This window comes from Pseudonocardia alaniniphila, from assembly GCF_022524485.1.
Classification (GTDB): domain Bacteria; phylum Actinomycetota; class Actinomycetes; order Mycobacteriales; family Pseudonocardiaceae; genus Pseudonocardia; species Pseudonocardia alaniniphila.
In genome coordinates, this window is record NZ_JAKXMK010000037.1 from 75,648 (window position 1) to 98,033 (window position 22,386).

21 protein-coding genes are annotated in these 22,386 nt (G+C 67.5%); 11 read left to right on the forward strand and 10 right to left on the reverse strand.

Annotated features, from left to right (window positions below):
* The first annotated feature begins 39 nt into the window (after positions 1-39).
* The 3 genes from MMF94_RS34755 to MMF94_RS34765 all read left to right on the forward strand — a co-directional run bounded on the left by MMF94_RS34755 (position 40) and on the right by MMF94_RS34765 (position 3,017).
* On the forward strand, positions 40-822 hold the full coding sequence (locus MMF94_RS34755) for an AraC family transcriptional regulator (RefSeq protein ID WP_241041697.1): 783 nt from the start codon (positions 40-42) through the stop codon (positions 820-822).
* 468 nt (positions 823-1,290) lie between these two features.
* Positions 1,291-2,490 (forward strand): aromatic ring-hydroxylating oxygenase subunit alpha, encoded by a 1,200-nt coding sequence (locus MMF94_RS34760; RefSeq protein WP_241041698.1) that lies wholly within the window; start codon positions 1,291-1,293, stop codon positions 2,488-2,490.
* Positions 2,487-3,017, forward strand: a complete 531-nt coding sequence (locus tag MMF94_RS34765) for an aromatic-ring-hydroxylating dioxygenase subunit beta (RefSeq protein WP_241041699.1) — start codon at positions 2,487-2,489, stop codon at positions 3,015-3,017. The genes MMF94_RS34760 and MMF94_RS34765 overlap by 4 nt, the downstream gene beginning before the upstream one ends.
* A 54-nt stretch (positions 3,018-3,071) precedes the next feature.
* Here MMF94_RS34765 and MMF94_RS34770 read toward each other — a convergent pair whose 3' ends face one another.
* Positions 3,072-4,013: an EamA family transporter gene (locus MMF94_RS34770; protein WP_241041700.1), complete on the reverse strand. Its 942-nt coding sequence runs from the start codon at positions 4,011-4,013 to the stop codon at positions 3,072-3,074.
* A gap of 723 nt (positions 4,014-4,736) precedes the next feature.
* Here MMF94_RS34770 and MMF94_RS34775 point away from each other — a divergent pair.
* Positions 4,737-5,177 carry a phage holin family protein gene (locus tag MMF94_RS34775; protein WP_241041701.1) on the forward strand — a complete coding sequence of 147 codons (441 nt, stop codon included), beginning with the start codon at positions 4,737-4,739 and terminating at the stop codon, positions 5,175-5,177.
* A 152-nt stretch (positions 5,178-5,329) separates the two neighbouring features.
* Here the strand turns inward: MMF94_RS34775 and MMF94_RS34780 are convergent, their stop codons facing one another.
* Entirely contained in the window at positions 5,330-6,262 is a 933-nt protein-coding gene (locus MMF94_RS34780) for a LysR family transcriptional regulator (protein WP_241041736.1), read from the reverse strand.
* A gap of 466 nt (positions 6,263-6,728) precedes the next feature.
* Here MMF94_RS34780 and MMF94_RS34785 point away from each other — a divergent pair, with 466 nt between their 5' ends.
* The 3 genes from MMF94_RS34785 (at position 6,729) to MMF94_RS34795 (ending at position 10,940) form a co-directional block, all read left to right on the forward strand.
* Positions 6,729-8,324 carry a GMC family oxidoreductase gene (locus MMF94_RS34785; protein WP_241041702.1) on the forward strand — a complete coding sequence of 532 codons (1,596 nt, stop codon included), beginning with the start codon at positions 6,729-6,731 and terminating at the stop codon, positions 8,322-8,324.
* A 119-nt stretch (positions 8,325-8,443) separates the two neighbouring features.
* Positions 8,444-9,805, forward strand: coding sequence for an MFS transporter (locus tag MMF94_RS34790; RefSeq protein WP_241041703.1), 1,362 nt, complete (start codon positions 8,444-8,446; stop codon positions 9,803-9,805).
* Positions 9,806-9,974: 169 nt separating this feature from the next.
* Positions 9,975-10,940, forward strand: a complete 966-nt coding sequence (locus MMF94_RS34795; RefSeq protein ID WP_241041704.1) for a threonine/serine dehydratase — start codon at positions 9,975-9,977, stop codon at positions 10,938-10,940.
* A gap of 974 nt (positions 10,941-11,914) precedes the next feature.
* Here MMF94_RS34795 and MMF94_RS34800 read toward each other — a convergent pair.
* Positions 11,915-12,289 carry a VOC family protein gene (locus tag MMF94_RS34800; protein WP_241041705.1) on the reverse strand — a complete coding sequence of 125 codons (375 nt, stop codon included), beginning with the start codon at positions 12,287-12,289 and terminating at the stop codon, positions 11,915-11,917.
* An 89-nt stretch (positions 12,290-12,378) separates the two neighbouring features.
* Positions 12,379-12,522: a hypothetical protein gene (locus MMF94_RS43625; RefSeq protein WP_338104399.1), complete on the reverse strand. Its 144-nt coding sequence runs from the start codon at positions 12,520-12,522 to the stop codon at positions 12,379-12,381.
* A gap of 202 nt (positions 12,523-12,724) precedes the next feature.
* Between MMF94_RS43625 and MMF94_RS34810 the strand changes: the two genes are divergently transcribed.
* The 3 genes from MMF94_RS34810 to MMF94_RS34820 all read left to right on the forward strand — a co-directional run bounded on the left by MMF94_RS34810 (position 12,725) and on the right by MMF94_RS34820 (position 15,465).
* A complete protein-coding gene (locus MMF94_RS34810) occupies positions 12,725-13,135 on the forward strand; it encodes a hypothetical protein (protein ID WP_241041707.1) in 411 nt (136 codons plus the stop codon).
* A 455-nt stretch (positions 13,136-13,590) separates the two neighbouring features.
* Positions 13,591-14,436 carry an SDR family NAD(P)-dependent oxidoreductase gene (locus MMF94_RS34815; protein ID WP_241041708.1) on the forward strand — a complete coding sequence of 282 codons (846 nt, stop codon included), beginning with the start codon at positions 13,591-13,593 and terminating at the stop codon, positions 14,434-14,436.
* A gap of 246 nt (positions 14,437-14,682) precedes the next feature.
* Positions 14,683-15,465 carry a phosphatase PAP2 family protein gene (locus MMF94_RS34820; RefSeq protein WP_241041709.1) on the forward strand — a complete coding sequence of 261 codons (783 nt, stop codon included), beginning with the start codon at positions 14,683-14,685 and terminating at the stop codon, positions 15,463-15,465.
* Positions 15,466-15,474: 9 nt separating this feature from the next.
* Here the strand turns inward: MMF94_RS34820 and MMF94_RS34825 are convergent, their stop codons facing one another.
* Together MMF94_RS34825 and MMF94_RS34830 are read right to left on the reverse strand one after the other, a co-directional pair.
* Positions 15,475-16,791 carry a sensor histidine kinase gene (locus tag MMF94_RS34825; RefSeq protein WP_241041710.1) on the reverse strand — a complete coding sequence of 439 codons (1,317 nt, stop codon included), beginning with the start codon at positions 16,789-16,791 and terminating at the stop codon, positions 15,475-15,477.
* Positions 16,792-17,124: 333 nt separating this feature from the next.
* Positions 17,125-17,829, reverse strand: a complete 705-nt coding sequence (locus MMF94_RS34830; RefSeq protein ID WP_241041711.1) for a response regulator transcription factor — start codon at positions 17,827-17,829, stop codon at positions 17,125-17,127.
* Between the two features lie 393 nt (positions 17,830-18,222).
* On the opposite strand from MMF94_RS34830, the gene MMF94_RS34835 reads away from it, so the two are divergent.
* Complete coding sequence (locus MMF94_RS34835; RefSeq protein WP_241041712.1) at positions 18,223-18,999, forward strand: COG4705 family protein; 777 nt, start codon at positions 18,223-18,225, stop codon at positions 18,997-18,999.
* Positions 19,000-19,055: 56 nt separating this feature from the next.
* Here the strand turns inward: MMF94_RS34835 and MMF94_RS34840 are convergent, their stop codons facing one another.
* The 4 genes from MMF94_RS34840 to MMF94_RS34855 form a co-directional block, all read right to left on the reverse strand.
* Complete coding sequence (locus MMF94_RS34840; protein ID WP_241041713.1) at positions 19,056-19,748, reverse strand: hypothetical protein; 693 nt, start codon at positions 19,746-19,748, stop codon at positions 19,056-19,058.
* Between the two features lie 638 nt (positions 19,749-20,386).
* Positions 20,387-20,548, reverse strand: a complete 162-nt coding sequence (locus MMF94_RS34845; protein WP_241041714.1) for a hypothetical protein — start codon at positions 20,546-20,548, stop codon at positions 20,387-20,389.
* An 82-nt stretch (positions 20,549-20,630) separates the two neighbouring features.
* Complete coding sequence (locus MMF94_RS34850; protein WP_241041715.1) at positions 20,631-21,338, reverse strand: alpha/beta fold hydrolase; 708 nt, start codon at positions 21,336-21,338, stop codon at positions 20,631-20,633.
* Between the two features lie 516 nt (positions 21,339-21,854).
* Positions 21,855-22,385: a YkgB family protein gene (locus MMF94_RS34855; RefSeq protein ID WP_241041716.1), complete on the reverse strand. Its 531-nt coding sequence runs from the start codon at positions 22,383-22,385 to the stop codon at positions 21,855-21,857.
* Between the last annotated feature and the right edge of the window lies 1 nt (position 22,386).

Here is a 22,386-nt window from a genome sequence, read left to right on the forward strand (position 1 = left end):
GCCCGCCCCGGTGGCCAACAACTGCTAATCTGACGTTCGATGCCCAAAACCCGCCACGAACTCACGCAGCCCGAACAGGTCCACCAGCTCGGGCATGCCGAGCGCACGCCGCTGCACACGCACACGCGCGGACACCTCGTCTACCCGGCGACCGGAGTGCTGTCGCTCGTGACGAAATCGGGCTCGTGGATCGCGCCGCCGAACCGCAGCGTGTGGATTCCCCCAGGATTCGCGCACCAGCACCGCGCTCACGGCGCGACGGACATGCGCGTCGTCTTCATGGCCCCCGGCCTGGTCGCGTTGCTGCCCGCCCACCCGGCCGTGCTGGTGATGACCCCCCTCGCGCGGCAAGCGGTTCTGAGCCTCACCGGCCCCGTCTCGCGTCCGGCCGGCGCACGGGCGCGGCTGCGACGCGTGGTGATCGACGACATCGTCGCCGCACCTGAACAGCCCCTTCATCTGCCCGAACCTGCCGACGACCGCCTGCGGGCCGTGGCACACCTCGTCGCGCACGACATGTCCAGCCCCGCGACGCTCGCCGAACTCGGCCACCGCGTCGGCGCGAGCGAACGGACGCTCAGTCGCCTGTTCCAGGCCGAGACCGGCATGAGCTTTCCCCAGTGGCGCACGCAGCTGCGTATTCACCGCGCCCTCTTGCTCCTCGCCGACGGCGTCCCGGTCATCGACACCGCCGTGGCCTGCGGCTGGGCCAACCCGAGCGCGTTCATCGACATCTTCGCCACGCTCGTCGGCCAGACCCCGGGCCGGTACCAGCGCTCCATCTTCCGTCAGGTCGACGAGGGCATCAGCGATTCCGTGTAGCAGGCCTCGAACACTTCTTTGACCCGGAGATGAATCGAGCGGATTCTCCCGAACGGGCCGCACGTCACTCGTGCCGGAGATCGGCGCCCTTGCGTCGAGAATTGACCCCGTATTTCTGGATTTCGCAGAGAAGGGGTCCGCTGAGCTTGCAGGCCTCGGCGTCGACTCTTACCCTAGACGCTGAATGGGGACGCTGAATCCCGTCGTACGTGCTTTCGTCGCTGGTTGAGCACCCTGCGGGATAAATGGGTTAGGAGATGGCGATGAGCAAGCGCGAGGGGTCGCGGCATCGGCGAGAGTGCACCGCCATCCCGTATATGAACGGACATGGCTGTTTCGCTTGCTCGCTCGAAGAGGCCCGCCATGCCGCTGCCCAGTGATTCCACCGCGGAGTTCGGGTCCTCATCGCCGAACGTGCTGATCGATGAGGACCTCGGCCGGAGCCGTTTCCGGGTGCACCGTTCCACGATGACCTCGCCCGCGGTCCTGTCCGCCGAGCTCGAGCGGGTGTTCGGTCGTTGTTGGCTCTACCTGGGGCACGAGTCGGAGATCCGCGAGCCGGGCGACTACGTGCGGCGCTCCGTGGGCGGAAGGCCGGTTTTCGTGGTGCGCTCGGCGAGAACCGGGGAGATCCACGCCTTCCACAACACCTGCACGCACCGAGGCGCGGTGGTCTGCCGGCGTGAGCGGGGCAACTCGAAGGTGTTCCAGTGCTTCTACCACGCCTGGTCCTTCGACACGGACGGGAAGCTGGTCGGGGTGCCGGACCGGGAGGCCTACGGCGGCGGCCTCGACTTCGACGCGCTCGGGCTGGCGCACGTCGCACGGCTGGAGAGCTACCGGGGATTCCTGTTCCTCTGCTACGACCCTGACGCCGTCGATCTGCGCACGTACCTCGGTGAGGCTGCCGACTACCTCGACCTGGTCATCGACGCGGCCGCCGACGGGGTCGAGATCATCACCGGCACGCACGAGTACGGCATGGACGCCAACTGGAAGCTGCTGGTGGAGAACAGCATCGACGGCTACCACGCGGCCCCCGTGCACGACACCTACTTCAAGTACCTCGCCGAGCTCGGCAGCGAGCCCCGGCTCACCGACTCCGGCCGGGCACGCGACCTGGGCAACGGCCATGCGGTGGTCGAGGGCGAGGCGCCGTGGGGACGCCCGACGGCCCGCTGGGAACCGATCTTCGGGGAACAGACGAAGGACGTGATCGAGCGCATCAGGGCCGACCTCACCGCGCGCCACGGTGCCGAGCGCGCCCGCCGGATGGCCGACACCAGCCGGAACCTGCTCATCTACCCGAACCTGATCGTCAACGACATCATGGCGGTCACCGTGCGGACGTTCATGCCGACGGCATCGGACCGCACCGAGATCACCGCATGGCAGCTGGCCCCGCTGAACGAGCACCCCGACCTGCGCCGACGTCGTCTGGACAGCTTCCTGACGTTCCTGGGTCCGGGTGGGTTCGCGACGCCCGACGACATCGAGGCCCTCGAGTCCTGCCAGCAGGGCTTCGCCAGCGGTGGCGTGGAGTGGAACGACATCTCACGGGGCATGGCCCGCGATGCGCAACTGACCGACGAGGAACAGATGAGGGCGTTCTGGCGGCAATGGAGCAGGCAGGTCGAGCGCCGTGGGGCACCGGTGGGTGCACGATGAGTCCGCTCGTGATCTCGCCCGACGAGGCGCCTGCGGTGGCGTCGCTCGCCGAGACGACCCGCGCCGACGTCGAGGACCTGCTGGTACTGGAGGCGGAGCTGCTCGACGACTGGGCTCTCGACGAGTGGGCGGGCCTCTACACCCCGGACGCGCGCTACGTCGTCCCCGCCACCGATGACCGCGATGGCGACCCTGACCACAACCTGATGCTGATCGATGACGACGGGCTGCGGCTGCGCTCGCGGGTGGAGCGACTCAAGAGCCGCAAGGCCCACCGCGAGTACCCCCACTCCAACACCCGCCACCTGGTCAGCAACATCCGGCTGCGCGCGATCGAGGGCGACGAGCTCCTGGTCACCGCTGCGTTCGCCGTGTTCCGCTACCGCAACCGGCAGGCCGTGCACTACGTCGGCCGCTACCGCTACCGCCTCGTCGTCGCGGGGAACCGGTTGATGATCCGCCACAAGCGCGTTGAGCTCGACCTCACGGCTCTTCGCCCCGCCAACGACGTGGCGATCATCCTCTGACCCGCCCAGGAATCGGCCCGGCGACGGGCTCTGACCGGTAAGGAGCCCTCCTCCTCAGCGCGCGCCGGGCTCCGGCTCGGCCACACCCGCGGACCGCGCGGTGTTGGTGAGTGCCACCCCGGCGAGGATCAGTACGCCACCGAGGATCTCCACGGCGGTCGGGACCTGGCGGAGCAACAGCCACGAGGCCACAGCGGACGTCACCACTTCCAGCAACCCCACGAGGGAACCGCGCGCAGCACCGATACGAGCGATCGCCGCCACTCCCGTGAGGTAGGGGATCACCGAGGTCACGACCACGAGCAGCGTTGCGGCAACCGGCCACCCGATGTCGACGCTGCCCAGCGTTACGCCCATCGCGGATGTGTCGATCACGACCCGGAGCAACCCGGCGATCCCGAGCAGGCCGACCGCGACCGTGCCTATCGTCATGCCGATGCCGGCAAGCACCAGCGGCGGAGTCCGGTTCCCCGGACGGTCGGCGACCAGGAAGTAGGCCGCCTGGCACACGGCGGAGGCGAGACCCCACACGACCCCTTCCCAGGGAAGCCCGACGCTGTTCCAGACCTGCATCACCAGCGCCAGGCCGATCAGCGCCACTGCCGCGCCCAGCACCGTGCGGCTGCCCGGTGGCTGCCGCCTGACCACCCACACCCACGCGATCACGAGAATCGAACCGAGGTACTGCAGCAGCAGTGCGATCGTCACAGGCAGGTAGATCAGGGCGTTGTAGAAGGTCACTTGCACTCCAGCCGCGGCGAGCAACCCGTACACGGCGAGTGCCCCGCCGTCGGCGCGGATCGCCGCCACCACACCAGGGCGGACGAACGCCAGAATCCCGAGCAGGACGACGGCTCCTCCGCTGAGCCGGACGAACACCGCACCGCTGGCCGACCAGCCCGCGTCCGTCAGCGCCTTCCCCAGGGAACCTGACAGGCCGAACCCGACGGCCGAGACCAACGCCAGAGCGAGGCCTGACCGCTCATGACCACGCAATATCCCTTACCTTCTCGCCGCGACCAAGGAAATCCGGAGGATCTAATTTCGGTCACGGCTCATTGATGCTCGCCGATGTGGATTGTCGATGTCTCCGGAAATTCGGCTCATCGGGTGCCGATCACCCGGTGATGCAGTCGGGCCATTGCCCGTAGCCATTTTGCTCCGTCTGGATCATCCCTGGAAACAGCCGATGTACTGGAAGTAGGGCCGAAGTCACCAACGCTGCTACACCGCGCAACCCGAGCGCTGCCGGCCCTACGGCGTTGCGGCGTCTCGCTGTCACCCGCCTTGGTTCACCACGATGACCGCGCCGCGGCGGCGTCCACCGCAGCAACGCGATGTCGGCGGTCGGGTCGCGCTCGGCGGTCGACGGGATCGCCGTCGTCCGTTCGCCGAGCCCTGAGGTGTGCGCTGCTGCCCACCTGTCCGCCGGCGCGAGCGCAACCGCGCAGACGATCACGCTGAAGGGCGCAGGCGTCTCGTCCCACCTACCACGCCTGCTTGGCCGGGTGGCGGCTGCGCCGACCTGCGGCGGCTTCCGTCTTGGCGGCCATCCGAACCGAGGTGCGTTCCCGCCAGGCCGAGCTGCTGCCGCGCCGCTGAGCACCACAGGATCGAGCAGCCCATTCAGGTTCGTCGACCACAAACGCGGGCACTCCAGATGCGCGGCAAGAGCAGCTCCGCCGGGAGCGACCCGCAGCATGAAGCGAGGAGATTTCCATGACGACGTCACGCGGATCGATGGGCACCCGTGCCGGAGGTTCCGGTCGACCTCGGAGCCACAGCACGGAGAGCTCCGGTGCCGAAGCGATCCGCGACTTCGTCGAGGACGTGCGGGACATAATCGAAGAGGAGCTTCACGTCGCGCAGGAGGAGCTGGCCGGCAAGTTCCGCGTGGCGTCCGAGGGGGCGCTGGTGCTCGGTGTCGCCGTCGTGCTCGGTGGGTTGGCTGCCGGCACGTCCACTGTGGTGATCCTGCGCATGCTGGAGAAGGTTCTCCCTCCGACGGTGGCGGCCACGGTCGCGACGGTCGTTTTCGCCATCGCGGCCGGCGTGCTCGCCACGGTAGGGATCGCAGCGGTCCGACGTGCGTTGCCGCTCATTCCGGAGCGGGCACTCGAGGAGCTGCGGGAGGAGGTTCGTGAGGTGCTGCCGGGTTGATCACCGAAACGGCCGGTGGTACCGCGGTGTCCATGTCGGGAGGGGCAGATACGGCAAGTCGTCAGAAGGTGCGCGTAATGATGGGTGCGTGCTCGCGTGACATCACGGCAGCGGCGCTGGAGGCGCATTCGGCCGGGTCCCTGGGACGTCGATCAGCTCGGTCGGAACGACGGGCCGGCCTCGGCTATTGCGGCTCGTAGGGCGTCGGCGAGCCGGGCCGCGGGTTCGGTGAGTGGGCGGGGCAGGCGCGTCAGCAGGATGCGGCGTTGCTCGTGCGGGCCACCGCGGACCGTGAGCACCCGCACCCCCGGCGGTACGGCCTCGAGGAGCGAGCGGGGCAGGGTCGTCACACCGCACCCGGCAGCCACGAGGTTCAGCTTGGCCATCCAGTCGCGGACGCTGTGGGCGATCTCGGGCCGCTCGTCCAGGCCGGGCCACACGCCCAGACGTGGCTGGTCGTTGGTGGACGGGCTTGCGATCCAGCGTTGCCCGCGCAGCTCACCGATGTCCACGACCTCAGCCGCGGCGAGCGGATGCGTAGCGGGAACCGCGAGATACAGGCAGCGTTCGGTCAGCGTCTCGACCTCCAGCTGGGGTGACTCGGTGTCAAGCGGCCGAAACGGCGGACGCGAGCCCACGACGGCGAGATCGATGCTGCCCGCCCGCACCGCGCGGACCAGGTCGGGTGTGCTGGCTTCCCGGCTGGTCACCGAGATGGCGGGGTGCGTGCGACGCAAGGCGGCGAGCGCCCGGGGCACCAGGATCAGACCAGCGCTGGGGAACCACCCCAGCCGCACCGTGCCTCCCTCCTGGGGCAGGCCGGACAGTTCACGCGCTGTCGCGTCGATCTCGTCGAGCACGGCAGCGGCCCGACGAAGCACGACGTACCCCGCCCCGGTCAGCCGCACCCCGTCGTGGCCCCGCTCGAGCAATACCGTGCCCGCGGCCCGCTCGAGCGAGGCGATCTGCCGCGACACGGCCGACTGGGTGTACCCCAGAGCTGCTGCCGCTGCGGTGAGCGTGCGCCGCTCGGCCACCTCGCGAAACACCCGCACCGCGACCAGCGAGACGTTGCCGAAGTCCATGACGACAACGCATACCAGCAATTCCGAACTCTCGTTGGCCGCATGCGAAGTGACCTCATAGCGTTTGCAGGGTGACACGTTCTCAGCCTGCATGGACGTCGAAAGCCCGTGCCCCTCATCGTGCGCGTATCGGTCGTGATCGCAGATTCGCGGTGTTAGGGGCGGCAACAGCATGGGATTGTGAAGATCGTCGGGGTCCAGCACGCCGGGGGCCGGCTGGGCGTCTGCGCCGCGCTGCTGTCCGTATCCATCCTGGATGCCCTCACTGCCGGGTTTCTCGAATATCAACCTGGCCGTCGGCGTCATTGCCGAGCGACTGGTTGACGTGACCCGGAAAGTAGTGGTTCTCGCCTAAGCGCCCCCCGCCTCGGTAGGGCCTACCGGGGAAATCCGTGTCTCGTGAGGAGCCAGTGTTCACGAGCCTCGCCGTGGGCCGGCCGCAGTGATCATCGATTCAGGAGTTCTGATGGCCTTGGTCTTCGATTACGTCATTGTCGGCGCCGGGTCGGCGGGATGTGTTCTTGCCTCTCGGCTGTCCGAGGAGCCGGATGTGAGCGTTCTCCTCATCGAGGACGGATCACGTGACGTTCGCCGCGAGGTTTGCACACCTCCCGCCTGGCCGACGCTGGTGGGCAGCGATCTCGACTACGGGTATCGCACGATCCCGCAACAAGAGATGTATGAAGCTCGGGTCGTCTGGCCGCGTGGACGCGCCGTTGGCGGCTGTAGTGCGATCAATGCGATGGTCTACCTGCGTGGGCACCGCGACGACTACGACACGTGGGCGCGGCAAGGCGCCACGGGATGGGCGTTTCACGAGGTGCTGCCGTATTTCCGGCGGATGGAGTCGGTACCGAGCGGTGATCCGCGCTTCCGCGGGACCACAGGACCCATGCGACCTGGGCCGGCGCACGATCCCAATCCGCTGTCTGCGGTGTTTCTCGTCGCGGCGGCGGCGGTCGGTCATCCGATGACGCCGGATTTCAACGGCGAGCATCAAGTGGGTGCGGGGTGGCAGGATCTCTCGATCAGCGGCGGGCAGCGGCAGAGCGTGGCCGACGCCTACCTGACTCCGAGCGTTCTCGGACGCTCGAACCTCACCGTCCACACCGAGAGCCGAGCGCTCACGTTGATCGTGCGCGGTGGCCGCTGCAAGGGGGTGCGGGTTGGACGGGCCGGCGCAATCATCGACGTGCTGGCCACCCGGGAGGTCGTCGTCTCCTGCGGCGCCATCGACTCGCCCCGGCTGCTGTTGTTGTCCGGGATCGGCCCGGCCGACGAACTGGGTGATGCCGGGGTCAGGGTGGTGCAGGATCTGCCGGGTGTCGGTCGCAACCTGCACGACCATCCGCTGACCTCGGTCGTCTATGAGGCGAGCCGGGAGATCCCGCCGGGCGCGTCGAACCTGTCGGAGGCCTCGCTGTTGTGGCGTAGCGATGATGCGTTGCCCGGTCCGGATTTGCAGATGCAGTTCGTTCATGTCCCGTTTCTGCAGCCCGGTATGCAGGCACCCCCGAACAGTTTCACGCTCGGGGTTGCGACGGTGCCGACGAGTCGTGGCACGATCCGGCTGCGCAACGCCGACCCTGCCGCGTCGCCGCTCATCGACCCGCGGTACCTGACCGAGGTTGATGACCGCACTCGTCTCGTCCAAGGGGTCGAGATGGCTCGTGCGATCGTTGCCGACGGCGCCTTCGACGGGTGGCGGGGAGCCGAGCTGTATCCCGGTGGGGAGACGACGGGTGCTGATGACCTCGAGCAGTTCGTCCGACGCGCCACGGGCACGTACTGCCATCCGGTAGGCACCTGCGCGATGGGTTCTGGAGACGATGCCGTGGTCACCCCGGACCTGCGGGTGCGAGGTGTCGAGAATCTCCGGGTCGTGGACGCGTCGGTCATGCCCCGCATCGTCTCGGTGAACACCAACGTCCCGACAATCATGATCGCGGAACGCGGAGCCGAACTGATTCGCGCCGGTGTCTCGGCTCCGGCCGCGAGTTCGTCACGGGCGAGCGGCGCGCTTACTGCTGGTCCGCGGCCGGTGGAACACCACCCACGCTGATCAGTTTCATCACGGGATCCGCCGCACCGATCCATCGCGGAGCGCGTCGTCCGAGCGCTGCTATGTGCGGAGACACGCGTTCGAAGTCATAGGGAAGTCTCAGTCAGGGAGTTTTGTTCATGACAGTCGCCGGTAGCGACGTTGCCAACCGTCTCGATCGGCTCCCGGTCACCTCGTATCACAGGTACGTCATTGCGGTGGTTGGTGTAGCGACGTTTTTCGACCTCTATGACCTCTTTCTCGCCAGCACTGTGAGTTTGGTCCTCGTCACGGACTTCGGCGCCTCCGCGAGCGAGCTGAAACCACTGATCGCCTCAGCGTTCGTCGGCGCGTCCATCGGTGCGCTGACGATCGGGCGCCTCGGCGACCGAATCGGTCGGCGACAGGCATTGCTGGTGTCGCTGGGCTTCTACTCGGTCTTCTCGCTCGTGGGCGCATTCAGCACGGATATCTGGATGCTGGTGGTCTGCCGCTTCCTCGCCGGAGTGGGTATCGGTGCCGAGCTGCCACTCGTGGATGCCTATATCGCGGATCTGGTGCCGCCGAGTGTCCGCGGCCGCGCCACTGCGTGGGCGTTCACCATCGGCTTCTGTGGCGTCCCGATAGCCGGCTTCCTTGCCCGCGGCCTGGTGGGCCGTACCCTGCTGGGCTTCGAAGGATGGCGGTGGTTGTTCCTCGTGGGCGCGATCGGCTCCTTGGCGGTGTGGATTCTGCGCACCGGGCTGCCCGAGTCGCCACGTTGGCTCAGCGAACGGGGTAGTCGTGCCGAGGCCGAGAATGTCGTTCGCCGGTTCGAACGATCGGCCGGCGTGCACGAACCGGAACGCGACGACGTGCACGAGGAACGTCGGACGGATCGCCCCGAGCGAACCAGGGTCGGCGCGCTCCTGAGCCGACCCTGGCGCACCCGGACCGTCATGCTGTACGTGTTCCACATCCTGCAGTCCTTCGGCTACTACGGTTTCGGATCCCTGGTCCCGATCGTGCTCACAGCCAAGGGATTCGACCTGGCCCAGTCGCTGACGTTCACGGCGCTGACGTTCCTGGGTTACCCGGTGGGTTCGGCGCTGTCATTGCCCGTGATGGAACGCTTTCAGCGACCCCGGCTCATCATCGGAAGCGCTGTCGGAATGGCGGTGTTCGGCCTCGCGTTCGGCTACTCGTCAACAGAGGCCGGGATCGTGGTCTTCGGCTTCTGCTACACCGCGGTCAGCAACTTCTTCGCCAACACGTTCCACACCTACCAAGCCGAACTGTTCCCCACGTCGCTGCGTGCCACCGCTGCCGGCTCGGCCTATTCGATCTCCCGGCTCGCGACGGCCGCGATGCCGTACGTGCTCCTTCCCGTGCTGGACGCCTATGGCGCCACCGCGATGTTCCTGGTGGTCGCCGTGGCGATGACCCTGCTGGTCATAGACATCGCAGCGCTCGGTCCGGACACCACGGGATTGTCCCTCGAATCGATTTCTCCCGAGGGCTGAGCCGGGCGGGGATCGTGGAGGACGGTCGTGAATGCGACCCCGCATGAAACATCGCCCCGGTCCACGCCGGTGGGCGCAAGGACCGGCAGTGGCTCGGGTGGTGAGAGCTGGTCGCCTACTCGAGCGTCATGATCGCTCCGTTCGTCGACTCGGAGGAGTTTTGATCCCTGTGACCCTTTTCGGCAGAATCGTGGACGCCCACCGCGGTATTCGCCCCGATATCCCTGTGACGATGCTCGTGCAGAGCACACTTCTCTCCCGTGAGTCGGGGTGCGACGTCTGGTTGAAGGCGGAGCACCTGATGCCGACGGGCTCGTTCAAGGTCCGCGGCTCTGCGAACAAACTCCGAACGCTCGGTGCAGCCGCGAGGCAGTCAGGGGTGATCACGGCCTCCACCGGCAATCACGGGCTCGGGGTTGCTCGCGCCGGCGTCCTGGCAGGCGTCGGCGTCACCGTCTACGTTCCGACCACGGCCACGAAGTCGAAGATGGCCGCGATCGAGTCGCTGGGGGCGGAGCTCGTCGTGGTCGACGGATCTCTGCTCGACTCGGAGAAGGAAGCACGCCGGCAGTCGGAGCTCCAGGGCAAGCCGTACGTCGCGCCGTCCAATGATCTGGACACGATGGCCGGGCAAGGCACTCTGGGTGTGGAACTGGTCGAGCAGGCTCCCGACCTCGACGCCGTGTTCATGTCCGTGGGCGGTGGAGGTCTCATCGGTGGCGTAGGGACTGCACTCAAGGCCCTCGGATCCGCAACTCGTGTGGTCGGTGTCTGGCCGAAAGCGTCAACGTCGATGCTCGATTCGCTGAATGCCGGCCGCATCGTCGAGACCCCGGCGGCTGAAACTCTTTCCGAGAGCTCAGCCGGTGCCGTGGAACCTGGTTCGACGGCCTTTACCGTCTGCCAGGAGGTGATCGACGAGACGGTGACCGTCAGCGAGGAGGAAATTGCGCGCGCGATGCGGATGGTGGCCGAAGGTGAGCGGTGGATCATCGAGGGTTCGGCTGGGGTAGCGGTAGCCGGAATGCTCCAATCCGCCGCGCGATATCGTGGCAAGAAGGTGGCGGCCGTACTGTGTGGCCGCAATATCGAGTTGGAAACGTTTCTTGCTGTGATGGAACGCGCCCAGTCGTGAGTAGCCCGAAAGATAGCCTCGTCTGATTGAGTCAGTCAATTAGCGGGTACCTAGCGAGGCTGCGAGCGGGGCGTGTCGAGGGGTTCTCCGCTCGCAGCTGCGAAATCACAGATGAAGGGCCGCAAGCGATCGCCGATCCTGCGGCTCGCGGTCACCGTGGCGGGGTGACTCCGTCGGTCCAGTTGCGGGCCTGCATCGCGGACTCGCGCTCGCGCTCCCCGGTCACCGTGATGCTGTTGAGCTCCGCGATCTGCGCGTCGGTGAGCGTGAGCTCGACGGCTCGGGCGTTCTCCTCGAAGAAGGCGAGACGGCGAGTGCCGGGGATCGGGACGACGTCGGGCGACTCTCCGGGGCCATCATGAGATGGTCGGCGTAGGCGTGCTCGACCACCTCGGTGAACAGCTGTTCCTTGGAACCGAAGTAGCGTCCGATCCGCCGGGCGTCGACACCCGGGCAGCGATCGCTCGCGTGCCAGCCGCGTCGCATCCGGAGGCGGCGAACTCCTCACGGGCGGCTTCCAGAATGGCCTGGCGGGTCGCTGCCGAGTCCCGCTTGCGGGGTCTCGTGTCGAGCTGATCCGCGGTCCCGGCAACGTCCGCCACGTCGTCCACTCCTCTCGTGCGGCGACATTGTCGCCGCCGCCGAAAGGATTCGTCATGGCGATCGCCACACGCAACCGCGGTGACATCGGCCCGGAGGCCGGCGCGATCGGCTTCGTCGGTGAGCTTCGCCCGCCGGGCCTATGTCGGTGTGCTCGCCGATCATGACGGAGGAGGCGTGCGTGTTCCCGCGCGGGATCGTGGGCATGATCGAGCTCCCAGGCAGGAGAACCCCGGCACGCTGTTGCCCAGCCGGAGAGATCTCCGCATGTCTCCGCCGCGGCCTGCCCGGCGCTACCGCGACAGTGGGCAATTCGCCCGGACATGCTGGTCGTCGACGACGTACATACGCGATGAACGAACTCCCGGCCGTCGTCAGACCTTGACCAGGCAGAACGGATGGCCGACGGGATCGAGGAACACGCGGAACGAGTTGGTCCTCGGCTGCAGGTCGTGCTTGCGAGCGCCGATCTCCAGCACGGCGCGCTCACCGGCGTCGAGGTCGGGGACGTCGAAGTCGAAATGGGCGCGCTGCGGGTGATCCTGGCCGGGCCACTCGGGCGGGCGGTATTCGCCCTCCTCGATCAACTGGAACGCGAGCGTTGCTCCGGTGCCTCCCGCGTCCAGCTGGGCCCAGTGGGTGTGCTTCTGCGGGGTGATCGGCCATCCGGTGATCCGGCTGTAGAACTCGGCGAGCGCGCGTGGGTCCGGGCAGTCGAGCGCGGTGAGGCTGTACGTGGCGATCGGCATGGCCCGACGTTAACGGAGCGCAGGTCGGTGAACGTGTCACCAGCGCCGGCTGTCGGCTCCGTAGGAGCTGGGGTGTGCTGTCGCGGGTCTCAGGCCGGATCGTGGCCGCGGAGGCCGTCGAAGACGATCCGGATGAGCCGTCGGCCTTGTTCCTCGCCGTCCTTGTCCGGGCCGGCGCGCCACAGGAAGCCCATGATCAGCAGGACGTCGGCGGGGTCGAAGCCGGCTCGCACGGTGCCGGCGGCGACGCAGGCGTCCAGGAGCTTGGCGACCGCGGCGATGACCGGGCATAGGTCTCGTTGATCGCGTCCTGGATCGCTGCGTTGTGGAGGGCCTCTCCGAGGCCGTGCTTGAGCCGGATGTAGTGGGCAAGGGTCTCGAACCAGGCGACGAACGCGTCGTCGGGTGCGCGGGTGGCGATCATTTCACCGAATCGTGAAACGGCTCCTGCAGGGGCGCATGCCCGGAGTGCCCCGGATCGGGCTGGAGGTGGTCGACGTCCGTGACGTCGCCACCCTCCACCTACGGGCCATGATCGCCCCCGCGGCGGCAGGCGAGCGGTTCCTCGGGACCGGCGAGTTCATGTGGATGCGGGAGATCGCCGCGGCGTTGCGGGCCAGGCTCGGCGACGCCGCGGCCGGGGTGCCGACCCGCCAGCTTCCCGACGTCGCCGTCCGGCTCGCGGCGGTGGTGGACCGGTCGCTGCGACCGATCATGCCGGGCCTCGGCCGTCGCAACCGGCACAGGACGGAGAAGGCCCACCGGATCCTGGGTTGGCAGCCACGCCCGGCGGCGGACGTCGTCGTGGACTGCGCGCGCAGCCTCCTCGAGCACAAGATCGTCTGATGTGACCACCGGCAGGGCGGTGGAGTCGGCGCGATCGGATCGAACTGCGCTTCCGCCGCAGGAGCCGACATCGCCGATCTGCAACCGGACCGCGTCGCAGAGTGGGGTCCCGTCAGTAGGGTCGTTGCCCATGCGGGATGTGACGTCCGCCGCGAGCTTGCGGCGCTCGCCGTAACCGGCAGACGCAGCATTGTGGAGCCATAGTGCTGTTGGGGCGTGGGCTCTGACAACACTATGGTTCCGAAGTGCTCACACTGGAAGTGATCGCGGCACGACCGGCGTAGCCCGTCGACCTGCCGAGGCGTGACCGGCGAGCGGAATTTTCTGCTCGATAGGGTTAACCGTTCCCGAGAGAGTGGGTGTCTCGACATATTTCTGTGGGTGTGCCGCCTGATCTTCAGCTTGTTTTCAGTTTCTCAGTGTCGTTTCAGGAGTTCTCAATAGCGTTCCCGGTTATGTCTACTGCAATTGTCACGGGTGGGAACACCGGACTCGGCGCCGCCTTCGCACAACATCTGGCGTCCCAGGGTCACAACCTCGTTCTCGTCGCGCGGGACCGGGAGCGGCTGAATGCGGTGGCCACGCGGCTCCGCGTCGAGCACGGTGTGGAGGTGGAGGTCCTGCCCGCCGACCTCGCCGTGCCTGCCGAGCGCGCGATCGTCGAGCAGCGGCTCGACGGCACGATGGGCGAACCGGTGGACATCCTCGTCAACAACGCCGGCATAGGCACTCACGACTTGTTCGACGAGGCGTCTCCCGCGGATCTTCAGGCCGAGGTCGATCTCAACATCACCGCGGTGCTGCAGCTGACACGTGCGGCGCTGCCCGGCATGCTTCGACGCCGCCACGGTGTCGTCATCAACGTCGGCAGCTTCGCCGGTTACCTGGGTGCACCCGGCTCGGCCTACAGCGCGAGCAAGGCGTGGGTGCTGAGCTTCACCGACTCCATCGCCGCATCGCTGCCCGGCACGGGCGTGCGGGCTATCGCGATCTGTCCGGGCCGGATGCGCACAGGCAGGCACCTCCGAGCGGGACGGCCGGTGGGTTCGTCGAGATCACCGCTGTGGTTGGAACCGGCCGATGTCGTCGACCGCTGCCTGAGCGACCTGCGAAAGCAGCGGACGCTCAGCGTTCCGGGCGGCCTCTACCGCTCCCTGGTCACCCTGCTCGAGCTACCCCGCCGATCGCTCCGGGTGGTGGCGCGCCTGGCCCGCCGCGGCCGGGAACAGAAGGTGCAGCGGGTGTGCGGGGTGACGAACGCTGAGGACAGGACGGACGACTCACGGCCTTCCGCCCGGTGACGGGCCTATTCGTCGAGCGGTGAGATCTTGTTGGTCCGGAGCAGTGTTCATCGGGAGTCCCGCCGGGATGAAGGGGGCCGGACATCGCAGGGTCGGCGCGGGAGCACAAGAGGTCCACTCCGATCTTTTGGCCTTGCATTGCTCTGCGCCGAAGCCGCTGATAACCACCGCCGATCTAGCGTCGGAACCATTCCTTTTCATGCCGCCGACCTCTCGACGACACGTTCCGCCTGGAGGTGATCGGACATGTGGGCCGCTGACCCCGGCCTTGCGGCTGCGGGTGTGCTCGTCGTGCTGTGGGTGATCGCCGCGGCGTTCATGGTGACGGGCCGCCGGCGGACGGACGGATGGTTGACCCGGCGTGGGCTCCTGGCGCCCGTGCTCTTCGGAAGTGGAGCCGCCGTTGCCATGCTTGCCGTCTACGCCGCCGTCGTTGACGCCGTGGAGGACGCATCCGAGGTGTCCAGGCTCGACGTACCGCTGCACTCCTGGTTTCTGACCCATCGGACGGGAGCACTCAGCACGCTGATGGAGGTCGTCAGCTCGGCAGGCGGCTCGGAAGGAATGGCGGTGCTCACGGCGGTTGCCGCGGGGCTGCTGCTGTGGTGGGGGCGCTGGGCCCACGCGCTGATCGTCGTGGTCGCGATGGGTGGCTCGGAGGCACTGGGCAACTGGTTCAAGGTCTTGTACGCGCGTGCCCGGCCGCCGGTGGCCGACCAGCTCGTCGTGACCGGTTCCTATGCTCTTCCGTCCGGCCACTCGCTCGGGTCGGCGGTGGTGCTCGGGATGCTGGCGGCGGTCGTGGTGCTGCTCGTGTCCGGCGTGGCTCGGCGCGCTGCTGTCGTGGGAGCCGCGGTGGCAGGCGTGCTGCTGATCGGGGTGAGCAGGCTCTACCTCGGGGTGCACTGGCTGACCGACGTCCTGAGCGGCTACTTGCTGGGCGGGGCATGGCTCGCCGTCTGTGTCACGTCGCTGGTCCTCGCCGAGCGCAGGCACGCAGGCGGAGCGCGTCCCGCCCTGCCTGAGTGACGAGCCGGATCAGCGGTAGGACGGCTCGGCTGCGGACTGCGGGGCTCCGGGATCGCGGTCGGCGGTGGGTAGCAGGAGGGTGAAGGTCGGGGGTGCGGGCTGGGTGAGCGCGAGCCGTCCGCCCTCGGCCTCGGCGAGGCTGCGGGCGAGCGCCAGCCCGATGCCGTGCCCGCTCGCCCGGCCGGAGCAGCGCTCGAACAGCTCGGTGATCGGAACCGCGATGCCCGTGCCCTGGTCGGAGACGTCGATGGCAACCGCGCCACCCGCGTCGCGGACGGCGACCGAGACCACGCCGTCGCCGTGGCGCATGGCGTTGTCGATCAACACAGTGAGAACCTGGCGGACCGCTGCGGCCGACGCTGCGGCGACCGGTACCTGCGGCTCGACGTTCACCCGCATGTCCCGGCCCGCGTTGACCAGCGCAGGCCGCCAGTGCCGGTCGAGGTCGGTGAGGAGCTGGTCCGGGTCGAGCTCGGCGCGGTCGGTCCTGGTGTCGCGGGCGAGCGCCAGAAGGTCTTCGATCGTGCGCTGGAGCCCCTCGGCCGCGTTCACGGCGTCGGTCATCGCGACACGGGAGTCCTGGCGCGGGTCGTCGAGCGCGGACTCGAGGGTGAGCCGGAGCCCGGCGAGCGGGGTGCGGAGCTGGTGTGAGGCGTCGGTGGTGAAGGCGCGTTCGCGCGCGACGAGGTTGCCGAGCCGGTCGGCGGTGGTGTCCAGGTCCTCGCCGACGGAGTCGATCTCCTGAATGCCCACGCGGGGTGCGCGTGCGGTGAAGTCCCCGTCGCCCAGGCGGCGGGCGGCCTCGGAGAGCTGTTCGAGCGGGCCTGCGAGACGTCCCGCCTGGCGATGCGCCACCACCCGCACCGTGGCCACCGCGGTCGCGGCGAGAGCGAGCATGGCTCCCCACACCAGCGCGACCTGCCCGTAGACCTCGCCGGGTGAGCTGTACACCCGGATCGCTCCGGCGCGCGGGTCGTCGCCGATCACCTGGATGGCTACGGTGCCGTCGTCGTTGTCAGCGCCCGTGCCGGCGAGGGCTTCGGAGACCGACTTGTCGGCGACGGCGGGCCCGGTGCCGAGGATGCGGTGGCCGGATCGGTCGTAGAGAGCGACGTCCGCCTGTTCCGACGAGGTCGGTAGATGAGGAGCGTTGCCGCGGGCGAGATCCACGGCGACGGTGAGGGCGGCGACGGTGGCGACCTGGTCCAGCTCGCTCTGCTCATCGTCGGCGAGGTAGCTGACGACGACCCCGGCCAGGGGCAACCCGAACAGCGCGATCGCGAGTACTGCTGCGGCGATGGTGAGGACGATGATCCGCTTCCGCACGGGCGTTCGGCCTCCGGGGGTGTTCGGGTGGCGCATATGGCCTGCGGGACCCGGTCAGTGAGGACTCAGCGGGTCGACGGAGTGCAGCGCGGCGACCAGCAGCACGGCGGCTGCAGCCGCGAACAACACGATATGCAGGGCAGCGCGCAGGTAGGCCGCTCGATCGGACACGTCACGCCCCGGTCTGGTGAGAGGACTCGCCGTGCTGCGCCGTTGTGGGTGCCGCAATCGCGCACAGCTCGATGACCTGCACTGACGAGACGCTACTGGCCTGCAGGTTCAGGTCGCCCTCCAAGCAGGCAAGCAGTCGGCAAAATCAGAGCCGTTCCCGGATCAGGACGTGGGCGGCGCGTCGAGCCGGTACCCGTGTCCGCGCAGCGTCACGATCATCGGGACGTTCGCGGCCTCGGGCGCAGTGGACAGGTGGCGGCGCAGCGCCGCCATGTGCACGTCGAGCGTCTTGGTGGAGCCCACCCAATGTTCGTCCCAGACGTCGGACATCAGCGTGTCCCGACTCACCGCGACACCCGGCTGGGCCGTGAGCCTGGCGAGCAGCTCGAATTCCTTGGCGCGCAGCGGCAGGTCGCGACCGGCGAGGGTGACGCGGCGCCCGGCGGCGTCGACGACGAGATCACCCAGCCGGGTCGGGCCGCTGACTTCGGCGTGCGCGATCGACTCCCCGCGGCGCAGGTGCGCGCGGATACGGGCGTGCAGTTCGGCGAGCCGCACGGGTTTGGTCAGGTAGTCGTCGGCACCGGCTTCGAGGCCGATGATCACGTCCATCTCCTCATCACGCGCGGTCAGCATGACGATGACGGTGTCGGCCTGCGCGGTGCGCAGTTCCCTGCAGACCGCGAGGCCGTCCAGGTCCGGTAGGCCCAGGTCGAGCAGGACGAGATCGAAGCTGCTCCGCCCGGCTTCGCGCAGCGCCCCTTTCCCGGTCGGCATCAAGCTGACCTCATGGGCGTGCGCGGTCAGGCTCCTCTGGAGTGCCCGGCCGATCATCTCGTCGTCCTCCACCACAAGCAGTCGTGCCATACAGCGAGCCTAACCACGGCAATCGCAGGACCGGGCGTCTCGGCAACTCGACCGAATTGCTTGCCCAGTGCTTACCCGCGTTTGGCCGGGCCGATAGTCGTGACTTCTGGCGCAGGCCGCCGGGTGGGTAATTGTGCTGGATCTAGCCTGCCGATACCGTTGCCTTGCCCGCTCCTAACGTCGGGCCACTAGCTTCGATATCGCAGTCGGGTCAGGCCCGCACTGATTCCGGACGTCATTTGCGAGGCGAGTTCCTTCGGCCACCGCTTGTCCGACCCGCTGACGTGGTGAGTGAACACGCCGTGCCGTCATGTTCCGTGTGGGCGAAAAAATGAGAACGGGTGAGCATGGGAGTAATACGTGGGTATCAACGTGTGTCAACCGGAGTCGTTCGTGGCGAAACTGCCGCTCATCACCGCCCTGTTCTGGGTGATGAAGATCCTGGCCACCACGCTCGGTGAGACCGGCGGCGACGTCATCGGACAGACCCTCGACCTGGGCTACCTGGCCGGCATCGGCATCTTCGTCGGCTTCCTCGTGATCGTGCTGGCACTCCAGCTGCGGGTGCGCACCTTCCACCCGGTCCTGTTCTGGGCGGTGATTCTGGCCACCAGCCTGGTCGGCACCGAGATCTCCGACTACATCAACGACACCCTCGGACTCGGTTACGGCACAGGTGCGCTCATCCTGATCGCCGCCCTGGTCGTGGTGCTGGTGGTGTGGCGGTTCGTCGGCGACACGATGCAGGTTGAGCGAATCGAGTCCCGCAAGGATGAGTCGCTCTACTGGATCGCCACCCTCATCTCCAACACCCTCGGCACCTCGACCGGCGACTACCTGGCCCACGACAACAGCGGCCTTGGTGCCGGGTACATCACCAGCACGGTCATCATCAGCGCTGCGCTGCTGGTACTGCTCGGCGCCCACTACCTCACGCCGATCTCCGGCACCCTGATCTTCTGGGTCGCCTACGTGCTCACCCGCCCGCTCGGCGCCAACGCCGGCAACACCCTGAGCAAAGCGCAGGACCAGGGCGGCCTCGGCATCGGCACGTACGGAGCGTCCGCCGTGCTGCTCGGGCTCCTGGTGATATGCCTGTGCTATCAGATCCTCACCCGGCGCCGGCAAACCCGAATACTGGACGAGGCCGGCTCGCCGCAGACCGCGTGACCGCGGAGATGATCGCCGCTCACTTCGATGAGTTGAGGCGAACCGAGATGTGCGTCTCAACCGTCCTGCGCGGAGGTGTCCTCGGACCCATCGCGCAAGTTCTTCAGGAAACGTCGCACCGCAAGCACCGCGCCCCCAAGTCCCGCCGCGATCAGAGCGATCTTGTCCCAGTTGGTGTCCCACCACAGGTAGACGTTCTGCAGGAACGTCGAGGTGACCTGGAGGTCTGTTTCGAGCATGACTACCTGGGACGCGGGTGAATCGCCTGCCGGTAGGACATAGCCGCCACCAACAACCGCGACTGCAGGCCGGAGCTCGAGCCTCAGGGTGTGGTCGCCGGGCTTCTTCCCAGTGACCGTCCACGCCCACTGAAGCTTGCCTGTCTCATCGAACTCCTGCAACAGCCAGTCGCTCTTGTCGACTTCTGCAGCGCTGGTGGTGCTCACGAGCCGTGCGCCGAGGCCGCATCGCACCTCCAGCGGGACGTCGGAATACGACACGTCGTCGGGGAGGCGCTCGCGAAGCTGAGATCCGCCGCTGACATCAATTCCAGCGATATAGCTGACAGATTCGTCCAGCTCGACACTGAGTTTCTCGGGATAGAGCGCCTGGCCTCTCTGCCAGCTGTCGACATTCTGTTGGCACTGCTCAACGAATTCACTCAGTGCGTGACTATCCGACCTCGGCCGTGCATCGGGGTCTGCCGGATATGAAGGTGCAGCGCCGCAAGCGACGACTCCGAATAGCACGATGCAAGCCAGCAAGAACAGTCCGGCAACGGTTGCCCGCGCCGACCTTCTCAGCCTCATAGCAGGCGCCCCCTCGCGTTATGCGGAGAGTACCGGCCTCGTTACTTCTGGGCCATGCAGGTTGACGTGCGGGCTTCGACACGGACTCTTGTCTGTGAGTACGACTGCACGGAGGACGCGCGGCTCGTCCTCGGTGCGGCGCCGCGGCTCGGCCGGCCGGACGTGGACGGTTGGCCCTTCGGGGATGACTGTCCGACGCGACGAGCGGCGCAGGCCGTTCAGGTCGACCGGGGTCGCGCACCCTGACCCTGACCGGCAGGTCTTCCACGATATCGACCATCGTGCGGATGGGGTCGCCATCCAGGACGTGATCGGCGGGACGCTCCGTGGAGGCTCGCGCCCCGTCGTACAGCGGCTGACGTCAACGTCGGCCGGGAGGCGGGCGGGTCGGCGGCGGCTCGGTCTCCGGTTTCGCCGACTTGGCGCGTCGCCGCGGTGGCAATGCCGGGCAGCGGCAGGTTGTCGGCGAGGCTTCGGGTGTGGTTTCGCGGTGCGGGAGTCGGTTGCCGACGCGTTGCAGCTGTAGGCCGATGTCGCGGTTGCCGTCGTTGCGGCCCGGGGGCACGCACCTTGCTGGCTCAGGTCCGCTCGAAGGTGAGGTCGAAGTCCTTGCGCCATGTCTTGCCGGCGTCCTCGGAAGCCTCCCAGCAGCCGCGGATTCGGTCCGTCTCGACGCCGGCGATGAAACGCTGGTGAAGGTCGGGGTCCTTGCGAGCCATGGTCTCGGCATCGTCTTTCATCGAGCTCGGCGGTAGTTGGCGAGGGGGCTGTCGGGCCTGCTGCTTCGCGCCGTGGTTGTGGACGATCGTTGCGGGTGGCGCGTCAGTGCCCGAGGCTCTGGGCAGCCTCGGAGAGGATCTCGGTGACGACGTCCGGCCGGGTGATCAGTGGTGCGTGGTCGACCTTGTGGATACGGGTGCTGGCGTTACTGCGTTCGGCCATGAACCTCTGGGTGTCGGGGTTGATCATTCGGTCGTCATCGGCGATGAGGAACCATGTGGGCACGTCTTTCCACCGGGGTCTTGGAACCGGCTCCTGGATGCACGCGACGGCGATGGGGCGCTGGACCGCGGCCAGCACGGCATGTTCTTCGGCAGTTGCATGCTGTGCGAATGCCGCCGCAAAGGCGCTGGTGGGAAGCCAGATCCAGCCGTCGCCGTCGGGTTTGAGCTCTGGTGCCTGCGGATGCGAGGGGTCGCGGTAGAAGACGTCGGCGACGGTTTCGCCCTCGTCGGGAGCCAAGGCGGCGACGTAGACCAGTGCCTGAACGCGCGGGTGACTCGTTGCGCCGATGACACCGCCCGCGTAGGCGTGGTCGGCAAGGACGACGGGTCCTTCGGTTCGGTCGATGGCTCGCGTAACCGCGTTCACGTCGTCGTCGAGCGAGGTCAACGGGATGGGTGCTGCGGTGACCGCGACTCCGGATTGCTGAAGATCATGAATAACTCGACTCCAGCTCGACCCATCGGCCCACGCCCCGTGGACCAGAACGACAGTGGGAATATTTGTACTGTTCGAATGTGGATTCACCTCCAGAATGCTGGCACGTCGCCATACATGGGTCAACGCTTTCGCTCGTGACCATCAGGCGCCCGTCTGGCGAGGGCTTCCTCAGGGTGTAGTCGGAGGGCCCAGTGGCCTTCCCCCCATCCTTTACCCTGTTGCCGACATAGCCGGCGGATAGGTGCGTTCGCACGTCGTTGTTCCCGGCCGCGCCGCCGCCGCGCCAGCGGCGATGCTGCCAGTGGCCGCGGCGCTTTCCCGCCGGGCCGAGGCCGAGGGGTCCTCGACCCGGCCCGGCACCTTCGCCGGAGCCGCGACGAGGATCTGTCGGGCGGCTACCTCGGACGTGCCGCCCGTGACGGCGTTGCTGTACAACTTCGGCGCCGAACGCGGCAACGGACTTGCCCGGAAATCGACATCACCTGCGGCGTCTACGTCGTCGCCTTGGCTCTCGAATCTCACCAGCCCCGGTCCTGCAACCGCCTGATCGGGCGTTGACTTGTCATTTCGGAGTTCCGAGAGAAGTGCGACGGCTCGTCGTGATCAGGCGGTGCGGTGTCGCGCGGCCATGATGGCCTCGCCGAGGGTCCACACGGAAGCGCCGAGCAGAACCAGGTCCTTGATGAGGAATTGACCGGTCATGGACAGCGCCGGCGCATCGATCCCTGGGGTGCTGAACAGGAAGCTCAGGGTGGCGAGGAACAGCAGAACCGCCACGGCGCTGCCGACCGCGGAAGCCCGAGGAAGCCAGGGGCGCAGTGCGATCAGCACCGCGGCCACGATCTCGACGGTCCCGAGCGCTCCGGAGAGCGTCTGGGTGTCGAGGATGTCGTAGAGCCAGCTCTGGTACGGGCTATGAGCGATGAGTGGCATGATTGCCGTTGCCTCGTTGCTGGTGTATTTCAGGGCGCCGATCCACGCGATCACCACGGCGAGTCCGTAGCGGAGGATTGTGGATCCGATGACGCTGATCCGCTGATCGATGGGCGTGATCGAAAGCGTGGTAGCCATGATGGAATCGGTTCCTTTCAGGGTGATTGGTGATCGACTCGAACTGTCCAACGGGGCCTGCACG

Bases quoted from the DNA above. Each gene is read 5' to 3' on its own strand.
- MMF94_RS34755 (WP_241041697.1), top strand. From the start codon at position 40: ATGCCCAAAACCCGCCACGAACTCACGCAGCCCGAACAGGTCCACCAG.
- MMF94_RS34760 (WP_241041698.1), top strand. From the start codon at position 1,291: ATGACCTCGCCCGCGGTCCTGTCCGCCGAGCTCGAGCGGGTGTTCGGT.
- MMF94_RS34765 (WP_241041699.1), top strand. From the start codon at position 2,487: ATGAGTCCGCTCGTGATCTCGCCCGACGAGGCGCCTGCGGTGGCGTCG.
- MMF94_RS34775 (WP_241041701.1), top strand. From the start codon at position 4,737: ATGACGACGTCACGCGGATCGATGGGCACCCGTGCCGGAGGTTCCGGT.
- MMF94_RS34780 (WP_241041736.1), bottom strand. From the start codon at position 6,262: ATGGACTTCGGCAACGTCTCGCTGGTCGCGGTGCGGGTGTTTCGCGAG.
- MMF94_RS34785 (WP_241041702.1), top strand. From the start codon at position 6,729: ATGGCCTTGGTCTTCGATTACGTCATTGTCGGCGCCGGGTCGGCGGGA.
- MMF94_RS34790 (WP_241041703.1), top strand. From the start codon at position 8,444: ATGACAGTCGCCGGTAGCGACGTTGCCAACCGTCTCGATCGGCTCCCG.
- MMF94_RS34800 (WP_241041705.1), bottom strand. From the start codon at position 12,289: ATGCCGATCGCCACGTACAGCCTCACCGCGCTCGACTGCCCGGACCCA.
- MMF94_RS34815 (WP_241041708.1), top strand. From the start codon at position 13,591: ATGTCTACTGCAATTGTCACGGGTGGGAACACCGGACTCGGCGCCGCC.
- MMF94_RS34820 (WP_241041709.1), top strand. From the start codon at position 14,683: ATGTGGGCCGCTGACCCCGGCCTTGCGGCTGCGGGTGTGCTCGTCGTG.
- MMF94_RS34830 (WP_241041711.1), bottom strand. From the start codon at position 17,829: ATGGCACGACTGCTTGTGGTGGAGGACGACGAGATGATCGGCCGGGCA.
- MMF94_RS34845 (WP_241041714.1), bottom strand. From the start codon at position 20,548: ATGAAAGACGATGCCGAGACCATGGCTCGCAAGGACCCCGACCTTCAC.